A 17,030-nucleotide genomic window follows, 5' to 3' on the forward strand; every position below is an offset into this window, starting at 1 on the left:
GTAATAAGATGAACGAATTAGAGTATAAAAGCTTCTATGATAAAGTAGGAAGATTAAATGGATGGGATTTTAGCAAAATAAAATGTGAAACTGTAGGAGATACATGGGACTTTTATAGTGAGGTAAAAGAAAGGTGTAAACCATCACATATTTTACTTGATGTTGGTACAGGCGGAGGAGAAAATGTACTTAACATAGCATCATCAGCTAAATTGTTGATTGGAATTGATAATTCTAACGGCATGATTGCAACGGCACATTCTAACTTGAAAAAATCAGGTGTACAAAATGTTGAGTTTCTTCAAATGGGTTCTGAAGCTTTAACATTTCCACATGCACATTTTGATATTGCTTCAAGTTGTCATGCCCCGTTTCTGGCATCTGAGTTAGCGAAAGTAATGAAAAAGGGTGCCTTTTTCTTAACACAACAAGTAAGTGAGAATGATAAATTAAACCTGAAAGAAGCATTTGGTAGAGGACAATGCTTAGGTGAACGGGATGGTACTTTAAAAGAAAAGTATATGAATGAACTTATTAGTGCAGGATTTGATCTCGTGCAAGTACGTGAATATGATGTTACCGATTATTACAGTAGGTCTGAAGATCTCATTTTCTTATTAAAACATACCCCTATTATTCCTAGATTCGGAGAACAGGAAGAGGATTTTACTATTTTACAAAAGTTCATTGATACGTATAGTTCTGAAAAAGGGATTCGTACTAATTCAAAAAGATTTATGATTATTGCTGTTAAATTATAATGTATTTTAGTGTAAAAGCTGCTTTTCATTTAAAGAAAAGCAGCTTTTTGTGTGGAAAAGAATACAGGAAATACTTGAAAATAATAGAAATAAATAAAGTTTAAATTAAAAAATCAAAATATGGAGGATAAATGTTTTGAAACGTTACTATATTAGCAATGAAAAAATAAATGTACATATTACTGAATGGGGGAATAATGAGAAGCCCGTTATCTTTTGTTTACATGGATTAGGTAGTACGAGTTTAAGTTTTATAGAAATTGCTGAGGAATTAAAAGAAGAGTATAGATTTATCTCCGTTGATGCACCTGGACATGGTAAAACACCCCCATTTGAAAGAACAGAAGATTATGAGATGCACAATTTAGCAAATTGGTTAAATGAAATAATAAATGAATTGAGAATCGAATACTTCTATTTTCTATCACATTCATGGGGAAGTTTTGTAGCGTTATTTTATTTGTTAAATCATCCAGAAAAAGTACAAGGAAGTATTCTTATTGATGGTGGATATCAAACAAAAAGGCTTAAAGAAGAAACGTTGGAAGAAGAAATTGCTTATTATGAAAAGGACTTTGATGAATACGTTTTTAATAATTGGGACGAATTTTTCAAAAGTGAAAAAGCAGCTTATACTAGGTGGTCTTCATTGTTAGAAGTTGCTGTAAAGGATCTAGGGATCGAAATGGATAATAAAGTATGGTGGCATGCCAGGGGAAATACAGCTAGTAATATAATAAGAGGTATGCATAAAGATGAAACAATAGATATATATGAGAAGCTACCGGCTAATATTGTATTACTTCGAGCTACAGTCCCACAAGTTTGGGCGGATTATAGAGATAAGACAGCAAATGTTTTTAAAGAGAAAACGGACAGTATAGTAAAAGTAATTCCTGATACTACACACATGTTGCACTGGGATAAACCAGAAATTGTTATAGCGGAAATAAAAAATAATTGGAGCTAACATATTCATACTAAAGTTGTAGTTTCTATATGAAAAATCCATCCTTCCGTTTGATTTTATCTATTTATAAGTGTAATACAATACGAATAGATAATAAGAAATGAGGGGGAATGTAAAGTGATTACACATATATCAGATATAAAACTACAAACGGTTTCCATAGAAGGGGTAAAACAAGTTTATAAGGACATATTATCTTTTCCAATAAAAAAAGAAACAGCATCCTTCATTCAATTTGAAGTAACACCTTATACAACAATTAGTTTTCAAGAAGTGTATGAACCAATCGCACCTGCACATTTTGCTTTTGAAATCCCATATTCAAAATTCCATGAAACAGCAAAATGGTTAAAGGACTCTGGATTACTCATTGTAAAATGGCAAAATGGAAATGTAATTGGTGAAGAGAATGGTCTATTCAATTTATACTTTAAAGACGGAGATGGAAATCTACTCGAAATTATCGCACATAGTTATGTTAAAGAGAATGTATTAGTACCACACTCACCTTTAAACATTTTATACGTAAGGGAAATTGGTCTTCCTGTTAAAAGTGTACCTGTTTTTACGGAATGGTTAAAATCAAATCTAAATATGAAAACGATGGAAGATGGGGATATTTTTAACTTTGTTATAGGTGGCACTGCATATATCGTCGCGACTTGGTGGCAGCGACCTTGGATTCCAATCGCGATGAAAGCTCTATCACCGAAAGTATACGTTTCTTTCGGAACACCAGACGTCGCATTTTTACAGCGAATCCAAAATAATTTTAAGAAAAATAGTGTATCATTTGAATGTAAACGTAATGAAGTATCATTTATTGAGCAAGGATATACATTTTCAATTGTGCATACATCAGAGTTTCATTCGGATATTCCTAAACAATTAAACTTACCGCTTTCTATTTAAGGATGGAAAGCGGTAAGTTTTTTGTATATTCGTGAAGAAGGTTTTAGCTAGGATTATAGTGAATTTAAAGAGAAGTATAAGGAGTTATTCTAATTTATGTTAAGGGGGGAAATAAAGTGGTTTTAGGTAATCCAATTGCAAAAGGGAATACAGCAGAAATTTATTTAACTGATGATAAGGTTGTAAAATTATTTAAAGATTACCTCCCAGATACAGAGTCTATGAATGAAGCAAAAAAACAAAAATATGCGTATTCATGCGGGTTGCCAGTTCCAAACGTATTTGAAGTGAAAAAGATACAAAATAGACAGGCAATTATTATGGAACATGTAAAAGGGGACAACATTGGTGATCTTCTGCTTAATAATTTAAATGAGGCAGAGCGTTATATCAGCCTTTGTGTTAATGAGCAAAAAAAGATCCATGCTATACATGTGAATACAGATGAAATGGAGTTAATGAGGGAGAGGTTAGAGCGTCAAATTAAATCTGTGCATAAATTGGATGAACGCAAAAAGAAGGATATATTACAAAAATTAGATTTTATTACATTTGATTTTAGGCTATGTCATGGAGATTTTCATCCATTTAATTTGATTTTGAATAAGGAAGAGAAAGTGAAAGTTATAGATTGGGTAGATGCTAGTTCAGGTGATATTCGCGCAGATGTATTTCGAACATACTTGTTGTACTCACAATCTTCGGTAGAATTAGCTGAGATGTATTTACATATATATTGCAGTCGTACCGGCATATCAAGAGATGAAGTTTTTCAATGGGCCCTATTATTATTGCAGCTAGATTTTCTGAAAAAGTATCACCGCAAAATGAAGTGTATTTGAGAAGATTATTGAATCAGTATTTATAAGTCATAAAAAAGGTTGTCAGCTAATTAATAAATGCTGTTGTTTAACCAAAGTTTCCTTGCAGTTAAACAACAGCATTCTTAAATATTGATATAGGTATTATTATTTTCGATCTTCATCCTATAAAGGTTCATAATCCGTACTTGTTCCTCCGTTAATTCTTCTTTATCCCAATACATATGCATTAAGCTATATTCAAAAATCTCCTTTAATTTAATAAATAACGGAAACTTGTCTTTCATCTCTTTTGGTAGCTCATTTTCCTCTTGGTAGCCTTCAAATAGTGCTTTTGTAATAGAATACTCATAGTCAACGATATTCCCATTTCCAGCAAATGAATATTCTATCGCACTATAAATAGGAACGGCTAAATCGAATATGTAAAAATGTTTTTCGCAGTCTTGAAAATCTATCATTGTTAAGTTTGAATTATTTTCGACTAAAATGTTTTCTAACCATAAATCTCCGTGTATTAAGCCGTAATTTGAAGGGGATTTTGGTAGCTCTTTTATGGAAGTTAAAACGTCAGATGCAATTTCTCTTATTGTATTTTCTTCTTTAGGGATATATTTAAGGAAATTATATTCTTCATTTTCATACCAATCGTTTATATGTTTTACTGGTTTAATCTTTTCAAAGCTTTTAGATATACGATGTGATTTTCCAATTTGTTTACCAAGTTTTTTAAATATATTAGAATTCCATTCAGACCTTGGTAAATGTATACCAGGAGCAGCTTTATATAATACAGCAAAAATCTCCTTGTCTAATGTGAATTTTTCTACAAAATTCCCTTGTAATGAAGGGATTATTGGTGGAACACCTAAACCATTTTGATATAAAAAATTCGTATATATAACTTCTTCTATCTGTTCTTCATATGTTTTGTAGTTTGTAATTCTACTGAAGTATGTACCTTGTTCTGTAAGACATTCATACATCTCATTTGTTATTGGCTTAATGTTAATAAAATTCAACGGATACTGTTCATTTATGAATTGAAGTATTTCTTTTTCTAGCTTGTTCATTGAAACGTCCTTTCCAAACCTTAATTTTTTAATTTTTGAAATCCTTTAAAATGAAATATGATGTAAATTGACCTTTAATAATTAGTAAGGTGTTGCCAACATACTCATTAACGCTAAATTGAAAAATGAATAGAAGGTATGACAAAATAAGATAGATGAAAAAATATAAAATTAATACTTATATATAGATTATAAAGACTTTAGAGAAAGGCTCATGTTATAAAACACAAGAAATATCAAAAGAAAGAAACGCACTTCTCCTATACTTTTAAATAAGGAGTGAAGGAAATGAATGAACATATACAGCAGATGATTAATTGGATTGAGAGCAATTTAAAAAAGAGATTTTCATTAGATGAATTATCTCGTTACATGGGGTATTCTCCTTATTATTGCTCTTTTAAATTTCATCAAGTAACGGGTTTCAGTATTAGACGTTATATTCTTCTTAGAAGGTTGTATTTATCTACGGAAGATTTAAAGAATGGTAGGAAGATAATTGAGGTCGCATTGGATTACGATTACTCTTCCCAAGAGGCTTATAGTAGAAGTTTTAAAAATGTTTTTGGAATGAATCCAAGAGAATACCAACTTAACAAAATGCCTATTCAATCATTTGTTAAACTAAATTTAAATAAAGAAGGGGCGTTTAAAATGAATATTTCTAGAAAAATAGAGGTTGAACAGTTACGAGATAGGAAGAGTGAGCTATTTGATAAAGAGGTACTTAACATATTAAATGGTCAAGTTATGTATGAAGAATTTAAAAACGAAAAGCTAATGGGTGATTCTGATTATGCCCCATTTAATGAGGCAATGTGTGTGAACTCGGCTACTACTCAAGTTTTTAATGAAGAGTTTATTAAAACAAGAGCGAAAGGACATAACAGTTCAGTAGAAAGTTATATAAAAAAGGTTATAGATCCGTTAGAAAACCTTTTTACGAAAAAGTATAAATGTATTGTTCTATGGTTTGGTGAAGATATGTTTTGCCAAATGAACCTACTTACCATACTTTCTCATCTTGAACAGTCTGCTTATGAAGGGAAGGTATACTTAAATAGCTTTAGAGAGGATGAATTTAAAGTAAATCAAATTGAACTTGAATTGGGGAATTATTCTTCTATATACAATGAAGTATTAGTAAACCATAAAAAGACCTCTCATAAGGTACCACCTGTAATGTATCAGGCTATAGACTTATTTTTAGAAATGTTAACAGAAGATAATGCAGTAATGAAATTCATCTCTAAAAATAAAGATTTATCAACTCGTGAATTATTAATAAAGTTGTTTTATCTTTTTCCAACAATCGGATATGGAGATACTCAGTACATAGAGCTGATTAATAAAATAAAGAAGAAAGCTACACCAAAAATATAGGTGCAGCGTTCTTCTTATAATTGCTCAAGTAATTCTAATTCTTTTTCTACAAATAGCATTAGTTCTTTAATTGTTTCACCAGAAAAATCAAAACGAATACCGGCTGCATCATACACTTCTTTTATAGATTGCGAGCTTCCTAGTGATAATGCCTTTTTATAATTTTCTAGCGCTTGCTTAGGATCCTCTTTATATTGTTTATACATTTGTAATGCACCAAGTTGGGCAATCGCATATTCAATATAATAAAATGGTACTTCAAAAATATGGAGTACAGGTAGCCAACTCGTTGCTATCCAGTTTTCGTAGCCATCAATATGTATGACGCTAGACTGATAATGTTTTTGAAGTTGTAAGTATTTTTCATTTCTTTCTTCAGAAGTATGACTTGGATTTTCATACAGCCAGTGTTGAAATTGATCGACAATAAGCATAATAGGTAAATATGAAATAACATCTTTAAAGAAGTTAATTTTTGCTTGTTTTAAATCTTTTTTGTCTGTATAGAAGGTATCCCAATAATTAAGCGAGAATAACTCCATTGTCATACTGGCTAGCTCAGCTGTTTCAGCTGGAATTTCTATATACTGTCGTAATTTTAATGGTTTTATGAGTTCGTTATGAATACTATGACCCATTTCATGTATAAAAGTGACAATATCATCTTGTGTATAATTTAAGTTCATAAAAATATAAGATAATTGTGAAGCTGGTAAGTACTCACAAAAGCCACCAGCTGCTTTTCCTTTGCGGCTTGTTAAATCAAGACAATTGTGTTTATACATTCGGTTTAAAAGTGCTGAAAATTCAACATCTAGTTTATTAAAGATATGAGTGCTCTTTTCAATTAAATCATTTTCATTTGCAATAGGTTTAAGTACTTTTTGATCTGGAGTTACAGCTGATACATCCCACGGGCGAAGCGTATCAATTTGCAGTTTATCTTTTTTCTCTAGCAATATTTTATCTTTAAGAGGCACAACATACTTACGTATGGATTCAGCTAGTTCATAGCAATCTTTCGCTGAATAATCAAAACGCTCGTATTTTTTGAACATATAATCGCGATAATTCTCTAGTTGAATATTTTTTGCTTTTTGATGGCGAATTTCAATTAATTGATTTAATATGTTTTGGAGTTCTTTTTCAACAGATAAAAATTGTTCAGAAATAATGGTTTTTGCCTTTTTACGGGTGTCACGATTCGAATCTTGTAAATAGGATTGTAATTCTGTTATCGTTTTTTCTTCTCCGTCCCAAATTCCACTTAATCCTCCAGTGATTTCAAAGTACTCTGTGATTAATTTGTCTTCCTTTATTTCTAATTCGATATTTTCCTCACAAAATAACTTTTGAGCATTTTTTATTTTTGTATCTAATAAACCATATACGTTAGAATCTAATTCCATTCGAAAAGGTGACTCTAAATATTTATTATCCAATAAATTTTGGTACCGCTTTAAAAGTGGCTTTACAAATTGTTGATCATGTTCAAAAGTATCCTTTATTTCTTCATCATCCGTATTACATTGAAAGGCGATGTAATGTGATCTTAATTGTTCTTCGATGTCCCAAATTACTTTTGACTGCTCTTTTAACCAATTTTCAAGGTCTAGTTTTGAAGAAATCATTTTATTTAATAAAGTCGAAAGAGTTTTTTCCAATTGTAGTACATTACTAATATCAATCGTATTTACACGTTGCATTATATATCCCTCACTTTTTATTTATTCATAGAGATATTCTATTTATTAATTGTAATTCCCTTGTTAAGTGGGGTAAATGTGAAATAATGTTAAATTTAATAATTAAAGAAGGTATTTATATGTCAAAGTAAAAAGTTTATCGTAAATGAAAATATATGGAGGGGTGCTGCATGAGAAAGGGAAAGAAGTTACTTGTATTTTTATTTCCACTTGCTTTATTATGTGCCTGTGAGAATGACATTGAAGATGCTAAAAGTGAAGAGTCTATAGTGATGGATATTGCTACAGCCGCGGTAAAGGAGGAATCTTTTTTTATTGCTGCTATAAGAGATGAAAAAGAAAGAATATTAGATTTAGAGATTGCTGATAGCGAAAATGCTAACGAAATAAAAAAAGAAATTAATAAAAGATTGCAAATTCAAGGCGTTATGTCCTATAAAGTAAATGTATCTCAAAGAAACAAGGAGATTGTAAATGCAGAACATAGATGGGAGTTAGTTTTTGGACAGATATTTGATGGCGTATTCAGAAAAAATGGATATGAAGGGTTTGGTATTCAGCAAATAAATTATAAAAAGAATCAACCTGTTACCATTGATATAAAAACTAAGATTAGCGATGATGAAGTAGGGGCGAGAGAACTTGGACAGAAAATAGAAAAAGAAGTTGAAGGGGTACTTAAAACAGAAGCAGTAAAGAAATGGATTGAAAATGATTCATATGCTATTGGGATTTACGATATAGATGATCGGAAAATTAACTAATTGAGGAATGAATGCTATATGAGTGAAAAATCGATATAATTAAATGTAGAATTACTGAAGGAGGTGTAAGATGTATAAGTATTTAAATATTTTAAACGACATAGAAAATATGATTCAAAATGAAGAAATAAGAGAAGGAAAGAAATTACCGTCTATACGGTCACTCGTTACGCAATATGAATGTAATAAGGCAACAGTTATACGTGCTCTTCATGAATTAGAAAAGCGTCACATTATATATTCTGTCCCTCAAAGTGGATACTACGTTGTTAAAAAATCAGAGAATACTATAGAAAATAATGAGATAATTGATTTTGCTTCCTCAGCACCAGATCCAGATGTTTTTCCATATTTAGATTTTCAACATTGTATTAATAAGGCTATTGATACGTATAAAAATGATTTATTTGTATATGGAACGCCGAAAGGGTTACCATCTTTAATACCAGTTATTCAAAAACAACTAGCAAATTATCAAGTCTTTACAAAAGAAGAAAATATTTTTATAACATCAGGTGTTCAGCAGGCGCTTGCTATATTAACTTCTATACCATTTCCGAATGGAAATGAAACTGTATTAATTGAACAGCCAACATATCATCTATATATTGATTATCTAGAAATAAATAAAGTTCCTGTAATCGGTATTAAACGTACGAATGAAGGTATCGATTTGAATGAATTGGAGCAAATATTTCAAAATGGAAAAATAAAATTCTTTTATACGATACCGAGATATCATCATCCGCTTGGAACTTCTTATTCTAAAGATGAGAAAGAAAAAATCGCACTATTGGCTAAGAAATACAATGTATTTATAGTGGAAGATGATTATTTAGCAGATTTAGAAACTGATTCAAAAGCAGATCCGTTATATAGCTTGGATAATTGTAGTCATGTCATATATTTGAAAAGTTATTCGAAGATTATTTTTCCTGGTTTACGGGTTGGAGTTGCGGTCATCCCACCATCCATTGCAAATGCGTTCTATACATACAAAAAGATACTAGATATTGATAGTCCGATGATTTCTCAAGCGGCTTTAGAAATTTATATAAAGAGCGGTATGTTTGAACGTCATAAAAGTAAAATTAATTCTTCCTACTACAATAGATCAATAAAACTAGCAAAAACATTAGAAAAAGTGCAAAATGAAAATCCATCATTATTTACATATAATAGACAAAACACATTTGGAATACACACTTGTTTAGAAATGCAGAAAAACACAGTTACAGACACACTTATACAAAAATTAGGTGACATGCAAATAAGTGTCGATACTATTGATAAGAATTATATGAGGAATTTTCCTAAAGAAAAACTGTTAAAGTTAAATGTTTCGAATGTAAAAGAAGATAAGATTGAAGAAGGTATTCGTAAAGTAATTGAGGAAATCAAGCAAGTAAGACAGTTTAATTTTCAGTTTAGAAAAGAATAATTTGAATTAGGAGGTTCGTTGTGAGGCGCAAAATCATTCTCTTGTTTGTATGTAGCGCTATAGTGGCAGGTGCAATTGTTGTGATTACATATTATAAAAAAGAGGATCAATGCATAGCAGTTGCTAAGTATTCAAGAGGTATTATCGTAGATCCAAATAACGAACCTATATTTAATGTGAAAATATATGAAGATTCAATTGAAAGTAAGGAACACAGTATTTCAAATGCACAAGGTGAATTTGAAATACTAGATGGGGTTTGTGGTGAGATTGTTTTACAATTAGTTACTCCTGATGGAGAAATCTATACGAGAAAATATGATAGGAAGTATATACCAGAAGTAATAAAGCTGAATTATAAAAATAAAAGTGAATAAGATGAAACCATTACGGAGAAAAATAGCAGTTGTGGCCGGAGCAATTATATATGTAATTGGATAATTATATATTTTTTAAGAGCACTCTTAGCAAAGAGTGCTCTTTTTCATCAATGTAAATATTTACTTATCATCTTTTTAAAGTGATTTTTATCATAATTTACATATTGCATAGCTGTATTTCGTATTGGATCTCCAGCATAAAATCTTTCATACAATTCGTGTCTAGATCCTAAGGGGCTTCCGATGATATCCCAGGCTAACTTAAATAATTTTGTGCGTTGTTCGGCATCTATATTAGTTCCTTTAAAGTACTTTTTCAATAAATCAGCTATAGGACTCTGGAAGTCATTTGAGCTCGAAGGAAGTTGAATGAACCCACCTGCTCCAATTAATTGTAAAATTTCTATTGCACGGGGATAATATTTGGAACCAAGATTCCTTGCAGTTTCGATATATTTAAAATTCGGCAAATAAGTTTTCGTTTCATTTGTAGTACCTTCAACTTCAGCAGCAATTAAAAGTGCGCGAATTGTTTCGATTTGCATAATTAATTCCCCAAGCTTCTCTTGAACATGCAAATAAGTAGTAGCACCGATCGCTTCAGCAATTTCACAAGCAATTGCAGTTATAAATTCTAGTTTTACTACTAATCGTACAATTGCTTGATGATAAGCTAAACTACTAGAAGCTATATCTGACTTTAATTTCCATAATGCTTCAGGGTTGTTATACAGTAAGACACGTTCCCATGGTACAAATACATTATCAAAGATTAATAGTGCATCCATTTCATCGTACTGTGAGCTAAGAGGGGAATTAACTGTACTTGAGTTTGCATTCGCAAATGGTTCTCTACAAACCATATGTAATCCAGGGGAATTGGCTGCCACAATGAGAAAGTGAGCTAAATCTTTTTGAGTATCAGTCAGTTTTGCTAATGGATAGATTAATAAATCATTTGAATAAGGAGAAGCAGTACCTACCATTTTTGCACCATTTAAATAAATTCCATCAGAAGTTTCCTTCGTAACTCTTAGTAACCCTAAATTTTTTGCATTCAATATTGATTCTGTAGAACGATTTATTTGTGGGTCACGTTGAACTACACTTAAGAACAAGTGATTATCTCTCGCTTTTTCATAATAAGATGTAATTTTATCTGGAAACTGTGCATCGAATTTTTTATAAAAATATCTTGATACGTACCAGCCAGTAAGTCTCGATCTTGCATAATCAGATAATCTACTCATTACACCGTCTGTAGCATAACTCCACGTTTCAAATGCAGTTCTTCTCATTAATAATTCATTATAGGAATTCGGAACTAAAAATGCAGTATGAACAAATTCTTTCGTTTTTGGGCTCACATATCCAATAGAATCTCTTCGTATGGGGTCATCAAACAATGTAAATAAATTAGAAATGGTACTTAATGTACCTGCAAAATGTTTGTCTGTAGTTACATCTACTTTTTGTCCATAGAGCCAAACGTTACGACCATCTTGTAAGCTCTTTATATAGTAATCCTTCAAATTTTGCATATTTCCTCCTTTTAAAGGCTACTCATATATTTGTACATCTTTTAATGGTGGGGAATATACGTGAAATGTTATTGCTGTTGAATCTGTAGCGTTATACATTTTATGCACAGTATCTTTTTTTACTGTGAAAATATTTCCCTCTGTAAACTCTTCAATCCGCTCGCTATTATTTTCGTACGTTATATTTTGTAGCGTACCATTGACTATTAGTATACATCCTACAGATATTCCGTGATCGTGCACAAAAGTCTTTGCTTTGCTGGGGAATTTTAATACTAAAATCTCTACAAATTCAGACTGATAGATAACGTTCCTTCCGTATTCAAGATTAACTGGTGAAGTAATAAAAGGAGATATTTTATGAAGTGAAATATTTAATGATTGAATAGCGTGTATTAAATTGAACGTATCGTAGTTACATAGGTTATTAAACGTTTTTTGTATGTTATGAATCAATTGCATGTAAAACTTCCTCCTAAGCATGTACAGTAAAAGAAAACCTAATCTAATATTATATAGTGAGTATTGAATTACATAATATTGTATTGAAACATTTCCAAAAAGTTACTTCTTTTACTTAGGAAGTTTATTCAATTTGAAAATTGTGGTAATTCGTTCCGTTAAAATGATATGCTTGAACTATATATTTTTTATCCCGTTAAATCCCGACTGGTGAGGGCTGATAATCAGTGAAGGATGAACAAAACCCCCACTGATTAAAGTTTCACTTTATTGGAAAGGTGATGAAATAAATGGCAGTTCTTTTAGTGGAAAATCTATATCAAATGTCTATTGTTTTACTGATTTTATGTTCATTTTGTTTTTATAGATATTTAAAGAAAATAAAAAGGGAAAGAAAGCTTACAGGTTTTGAAATTACGATGTATATCGTGACACAACTTGCGTATTTCATTTGGGCGGCAACAACTTTTCTTAAAATGTTATCAGAATAGTAATTTTAAAGTATTAGACGCTGAACAGAAATGTACAGGAGCATTAAAGGTATAAACTTGGGCAAGGGTAATTTATCATCTATTAGGTAAATAAATTTAGTCGAAATCTAGATGGATAACAATATTACTTATAACATCTTTATAAAAAGAGAGGATATAAATGGAACAATATAAGTTAATTGTAAAAGGGCCTAAACAACTTGAGTGGGAAACAAATGAAATTAAGGACATACAGGACGATGAAATTATCGTTAAAACAATCGCAGGAGCGATAAGCATTGGGGCCGAGTTACCACAGTATAATGGATCCGATGTTACAGATCCGCATCCTTTTTATCCAAGAAAAACTGGATATGAAAGTTATGGTGAAGTGATTGAAGTTGGTAATAAAGTAACACATGTAAACGTAGGTGATAAAGTAGTTTCTTTTTATGGACATGAAACGATAGGGATAGTTAAGGCGCATAAAGTAATTCGAGTGCCTAGTTCTATACAACCTAAAGTTGCTTTATTATCTATTCTTTCGTGTGATGCCGCTAAAGGAGTATTGAAACTAAACCCGCGACAGGATGAAAAAGTACTTATAACTGGAATGGAAGTTATTGGTTTACTTGCTTGTTATTTCTTAAAATACTATGTAGGCGTTGAGCACGTGGATGTTGTTGAGCCTAATAAAAATAGAAGAGATTTTGCAAAGAATTTTGGCGCGAAAAACATATATGATTCAGAAGAGAAAATAATAGAAACATATAATTATGGTTTTGAATGTTCTGCTACAAATAGTGGGTTCCATACTTTGCAAAAAACTCTTAAAACTAATGGTGAAATATGTATACTGTCTGATGGTAATATTGAAGAACTAACATTAATTGCTAACTTTTATCAGAAAGAATTGCAAATCATTGGATCAAGTGACGGATACCATTATCAAAAACATGCAGATTGGTTTTTTAAAGAAATAGGAAAAACACCATTTATAGAAGAGATCTTTCAACATGAAATACATTATACTTCACTCATACAATGCTTTGATGAATTGAGTTTAGGGATAATTAAACCATTAAAAGTATATGTTTCATATGAATAACGAAAAAAATGAGCAAATATTTGTCACATACCTCACAAATGTTTCGTCACATTTATGATTACTAAATGAGGAGGAACATATATGAAAATATTTGTAGCAGGTGCAACTGGTGTAATAGGACGTTCTTTATTGCCAATGTTAATAAAAAATGGGCATATAGTTTTTGCGATGATCCGTAATACTTCGCAAGTAGAAGCAATGAAAAAGGTTGGTGCTATACCAGTAATAGCTGATGTATTTAATAGAAAGGCTGTATTTTCTGTATTAGAAGAAACAAATCCCGATGTAGTTATTCATCAATTAACGTCATTATCTTTATGGGATTTTGAGGATAATGCAAAAATTAGAACAAAAGGCACTCGTAACCTTGTCGATGCCGCTAAAAATGTAGGGGTACAGAAAATAATCGCTCAAAGTATTTCATGGGCGTATGAACCAGGGGATACATTTGCGACTGAAAAAAACTCACTACATATTACTGCTTCTATGCCTCGGCAAGTCACTGTTAATGGCATATTGAAATTAGAAAAAGCTGTTACTGAGTTACCTGAATCGGTTATACTTCGTTACGGCACATTATACGGACCAGGAACGTGGTATGCGGAAAACGGATTAATAGCAAATCAAGTTCGTAATAATGAAATTATCGCATCAGACGGGATAAGCTCGTTTATACATGTTGAAGATGCTGCAAGAGCTACTATGCTAGCCCTTAATTGGCCTTCAGGAATCGTAAATATTGTAGATAATTATCCAGCAACTAGTAAAGAATGGTTACCAATATATGCAGCAGCGATAGGGGCACATAAGCCTAAAGTTCAAGATGGGAAAAATAGTTGGGAAAGAGGAGCTTCCAATAATAAGGCACGTAAAGAGTATGGATGGACACCTTTATTTCCATCATGGTCTGAAGGATTTAACAACTTAATAGGTAAGTAAAACACACCTTTGATGGGAATGATAGTAAAATACACCATTAAAGGATTGGGTAGTTATGAATATAATTTTGGAAAGTATTATATTAACTTTTACTGGAATAATTGTTTTGAAAATGACAGGTAGTACATCTGTGAGCCAAATGACAAGAGCTGAAATCATTATAGTTGTATCAATTGGCCGTATTATTGTAGAACCTGTATTAAGTAGAAAAGTAGTCCCATCTATATTTGCGGCTATCATATTTGCAAGCATATTACTTATCATTCATTTCTTTGAATTGAAATCAAGGAAGGTGGAACAATTTTTAAATGGAAGTAGCATTATAATTGTTGAAAACGGAGAGATTGTAAAAGAGAATTTGATGCAGGCAAAAATGTCGGAACAACAACTTTATATGCAATTAAGAGAAAAAGGGATTCATGGCGTAAAGAGTTTACAGCAAGTTACAGCGGAACCGAATGGTCGTATTGGTTATCAATTAATAAAAGAAGCACAACCAATAACTTTAGAAATGTTAGAAAAAGTATTAGATCGGTACAATATAAAAAGATAATTTCTCGTGAGAAAAAGCCAATACTATAACGGAAGTATTGGCTTCTTTATTTTTCTACAAACGTAAGGATTAATAAAATAGGGTGGATTTTAAACCAATCATTATAATAGATATAGGCTTATAATTGTGCTATATTCAATGGACTTATAGTGAATGTGGTAAAAAACTAATTTGGCATAGGTAGACGCAGCGTTAAAATTTATAAGTTTTTAATGTGATACTAAAAATGGATTGAAAATAAGGAGATAGATACATAATGGAATTTTGGGAATCAAGTTTTATCGAAAAACAAACGATGTGGGGATTTGAACCTACAGAATCTGCAATTTTGACAAAAGATTTTTTTCTTGAAAAGAACGTTAAGAATATATTAGTTCCGGGTATTGGATATGGAAGAAATGCAAAGGTTTTTATCGATAATGGTATAAATGTAACAGGTATTGAAATTTCGAAAACAGCGATCGATTTAGCAAGAGAAAACGGACTAGAAGATGTTAGTATGTATCACGGTTCAGTAAACGAAATGCCTTTTGATAATAAACTGTATGATGGGATATTTAGTCATGCACTTCTTCATTTGTTGAATGAACAGGAAAGAGAGAAATTTATTGAAGATTGTTATAATCAGTTAAAACCAGGCGGATATATGGTTTTTACAACTGTTTCTAAAAAAGCTCCCATGTACGGAAAAGGAAAACAGTTGGATAAAGATTATTATGAAATAATGGAAGGCGTAAAAATGTTCTTCTATGATTCTGAATCTATAAAACGAGATTTTAATCAATATGGATTAGTACAAGTTTCGGAAATTGATGAACCAAATAAGAACATGGCAAATAAACCTTCAATCAATTTTTTAACGATAAAATATAAGAGAGAACTATAATTAAAAGTTATTAAGAATTATTAAAGATGTTTATATATTGATTATGCACAAATAAAAAGGACAAGCATATAATAGAAGTACCTATTAACTTTAAGTAACCTTAACTTTCTTTAATAGGATATCTCAAAATCCCCAAAAAGAGCACTGAAGTGACCCCTAAAAGTTAGACACGGTTATTTCATTAGGCAGCTTGATAAAAGTGAGTCCGGTATTGTACTGGGCTCATTTTTAATTTTGCCTTAATCCGTTTCGTATTATAATAATCTATATATTTTTCTAATTCTATTTTAAAGTGCTCTACATTTTCAAATTCTTTTATGTAGAGGAACTCCGACTTCATAATCCCAAAGAAATTTTCTATTACTGCGTTGTCGTAACAGTTGCCTTTTCGAGACATACTCTGGACGATAGCTCTTGATTCAAGTGTCCGGACGTACTGTCTCATTTGATAATGCCATCCTTGATCCGAATGCATCAGTAGCTGGTGGGTTTCAGGTAAACGTTCCAATGCTTTCTCTAACATGCCTGAAACAAGCGAATACGTCGGTCTAGAACCAATTGTATAGGTAATAATTTCACCATTATACAAATCTAATACAGGTGATACATACAGTTTTTCTCCAAACAATTTAAACTCTGTGATGTCTGTTACCCACTTTTGATTCGGTGCATCTGTATGAAAATTACGCTCTAAAATATTAGGTGCAATTCTACCGACTTTTCCTTTATAGGATTTATATTTCTTCATACGCACAACACACTTTAACCCAAGCTCTTTCATAATGCGCTGAACCTTCTTGTGGTTCACTTTCTGGCCACGATTCGTTAATTCATCACGAATGCGACGGTAACCATAACGA

The 17,030-nt window shown here is 31.4% G+C and carries 17 protein-coding genes and 1 pseudogene; 13 read left to right on the forward strand and 5 right to left on the reverse strand.

What is annotated here, in order from left to right:
• Positions 1–8: 8 nt before the first annotated feature.
• The 4 genes and pseudogenes from ACO6VI_RS26945 to ACO6VI_RS26960 all read left to right on the forward strand — a co-directional run bounded on the left by ACO6VI_RS26945 (position 9) and on the right by ACO6VI_RS26960 (position 3,511).
• A complete protein-coding gene (locus ACO6VI_RS26945) occupies positions 9–761 on the forward strand; it encodes a class I SAM-dependent methyltransferase (RefSeq protein WP_053564430.1) in 753 nt (250 codons plus the stop codon).
• A gap of 136 nt (positions 762–897) precedes the next feature.
• Positions 898–1,731, forward strand: a complete 834-nt coding sequence (locus tag ACO6VI_RS26950) for an alpha/beta fold hydrolase (RefSeq protein WP_000833454.1) — start codon at positions 898–900, stop codon at positions 1,729–1,731.
• A gap of 117 nt (positions 1,732–1,848) precedes the next feature.
• A complete protein-coding gene (locus tag ACO6VI_RS26955; protein ID WP_422424559.1) occupies positions 1,849–2,643 on the forward strand; it encodes a VOC family protein in 795 nt (264 codons plus the stop codon).
• 116 nt (positions 2,644–2,759) lie between these two features.
• Positions 2,760–3,511: pseudogene (locus ACO6VI_RS26960) on the forward strand (aminoglycoside phosphotransferase family protein).
• Positions 3,512–3,589: 78 nt separating this feature from the next.
• On the opposite strand, the gene ACO6VI_RS26965 reads toward ACO6VI_RS26960, so the two are convergent.
• On the reverse strand, positions 3,590–4,537 hold the full coding sequence (locus ACO6VI_RS26965; RefSeq protein WP_422424561.1) for a phosphotransferase enzyme family protein: 948 nt from the start codon (positions 4,535–4,537) through the stop codon (positions 3,590–3,592).
• A 288-nt stretch (positions 4,538–4,825) separates the two neighbouring features.
• On the opposite strand from ACO6VI_RS26965, the gene ACO6VI_RS26970 reads away from it, so the two are divergent.
• On the forward strand, positions 4,826–5,920 hold the full coding sequence (locus tag ACO6VI_RS26970; protein ID WP_001002108.1) for a helix-turn-helix domain-containing protein: 1,095 nt from the start codon (positions 4,826–4,828) through the stop codon (positions 5,918–5,920).
• A gap of 14 nt (positions 5,921–5,934) precedes the next feature.
• On the opposite strand, the gene ACO6VI_RS26975 is transcribed toward ACO6VI_RS26970, so the two are convergent.
• Positions 5,935–7,626: a M3 family oligoendopeptidase gene (locus tag ACO6VI_RS26975; protein WP_063547355.1), complete on the reverse strand. Its 1,692-nt coding sequence runs from the start codon at positions 7,624–7,626 to the stop codon at positions 5,935–5,937.
• A 170-nt stretch (positions 7,627–7,796) separates the two neighbouring features.
• Between ACO6VI_RS26975 and ACO6VI_RS26980 the strand changes: the two genes are divergently transcribed.
• From ACO6VI_RS26980 to ACO6VI_RS26990, 3 genes are all read left to right on the forward strand, one after another.
• On the forward strand, positions 7,797–8,390 hold the full coding sequence (locus ACO6VI_RS26980) for a DUF4030 domain-containing protein (RefSeq protein ID WP_063547356.1): 594 nt from the start codon (positions 7,797–7,799) through the stop codon (positions 8,388–8,390).
• A gap of 70 nt (positions 8,391–8,460) precedes the next feature.
• Positions 8,461–9,831, forward strand: coding sequence for a PLP-dependent aminotransferase family protein (locus ACO6VI_RS26985; protein ID WP_063547357.1), 1,371 nt, complete (start codon positions 8,461–8,463; stop codon positions 9,829–9,831).
• Between the two features lie 20 nt (positions 9,832–9,851).
• Positions 9,852–10,208 carry a hypothetical protein gene (locus tag ACO6VI_RS26990; protein WP_023522029.1) on the forward strand — a complete coding sequence of 119 codons (357 nt, stop codon included), beginning with the start codon at positions 9,852–9,854 and terminating at the stop codon, positions 10,206–10,208.
• A 110-nt stretch (positions 10,209–10,318) separates the two neighbouring features.
• On the opposite strand, the gene ACO6VI_RS26995 is transcribed toward ACO6VI_RS26990, so the two are convergent.
• A complete protein-coding gene (locus tag ACO6VI_RS26995) occupies positions 10,319–11,752 on the reverse strand; it encodes a 4-hydroxyphenylacetate 3-hydroxylase family protein (protein ID WP_063547358.1) in 1,434 nt (477 codons plus the stop codon).
• A gap of 18 nt (positions 11,753–11,770) precedes the next feature.
• Positions 11,771–12,214, reverse strand: coding sequence for a cysteine dioxygenase (locus ACO6VI_RS27000; RefSeq protein WP_063547359.1), 444 nt, complete (start codon positions 12,212–12,214; stop codon positions 11,771–11,773).
• A 290-nt stretch (positions 12,215–12,504) separates the two neighbouring features.
• On the opposite strand from ACO6VI_RS27000, the gene ACO6VI_RS27005 reads away from it, so the two are divergent.
• From ACO6VI_RS27005 to ACO6VI_RS27025, 5 genes are all read left to right on the forward strand, one after another.
• Positions 12,505–12,705, forward strand: a complete 201-nt coding sequence (locus ACO6VI_RS27005; protein ID WP_000279697.1) for a hypothetical protein — start codon at positions 12,505–12,507, stop codon at positions 12,703–12,705.
• A gap of 160 nt (positions 12,706–12,865) precedes the next feature.
• Complete coding sequence (locus tag ACO6VI_RS27010) at positions 12,866–13,792, forward strand: zinc-dependent alcohol dehydrogenase (RefSeq protein ID WP_063547360.1); 927 nt, start codon at positions 12,866–12,868, stop codon at positions 13,790–13,792.
• Positions 13,793–13,873: 81 nt separating this feature from the next.
• Positions 13,874–14,731: an NAD-dependent epimerase/dehydratase family protein gene (locus tag ACO6VI_RS27015; protein ID WP_063547361.1), complete on the forward strand. Its 858-nt coding sequence runs from the start codon at positions 13,874–13,876 to the stop codon at positions 14,729–14,731.
• A 55-nt stretch (positions 14,732–14,786) separates the two neighbouring features.
• Entirely contained in the window at positions 14,787–15,284 is a 498-nt protein-coding gene (locus tag ACO6VI_RS27020; protein WP_063547362.1) for a DUF421 domain-containing protein, read from the forward strand.
• 256 nt (positions 15,285–15,540) lie between these two features.
• Positions 15,541–16,170: a class I SAM-dependent methyltransferase gene (locus tag ACO6VI_RS27025; protein WP_063547363.1), complete on the forward strand. Its 630-nt coding sequence runs from the start codon at positions 15,541–15,543 to the stop codon at positions 16,168–16,170.
• Between the two features lie 181 nt (positions 16,171–16,351).
• Here the strand turns inward: ACO6VI_RS27025 and ACO6VI_RS27030 are convergent.
• Positions 16,352–17,030: IS3 family transposase (locus tag ACO6VI_RS27030; RefSeq protein ID WP_422423579.1), on the reverse strand; the 679-nt coding region annotated here is incomplete at its 5' end.

This window comes from Bacillus sp. PSXD-155 (genome assembly GCF_049310765.1).
Classification (GTDB): Bacteria; Bacillota; Bacilli; order Bacillales; family Bacillaceae_G; genus Bacillus_A; species Bacillus_A cereus.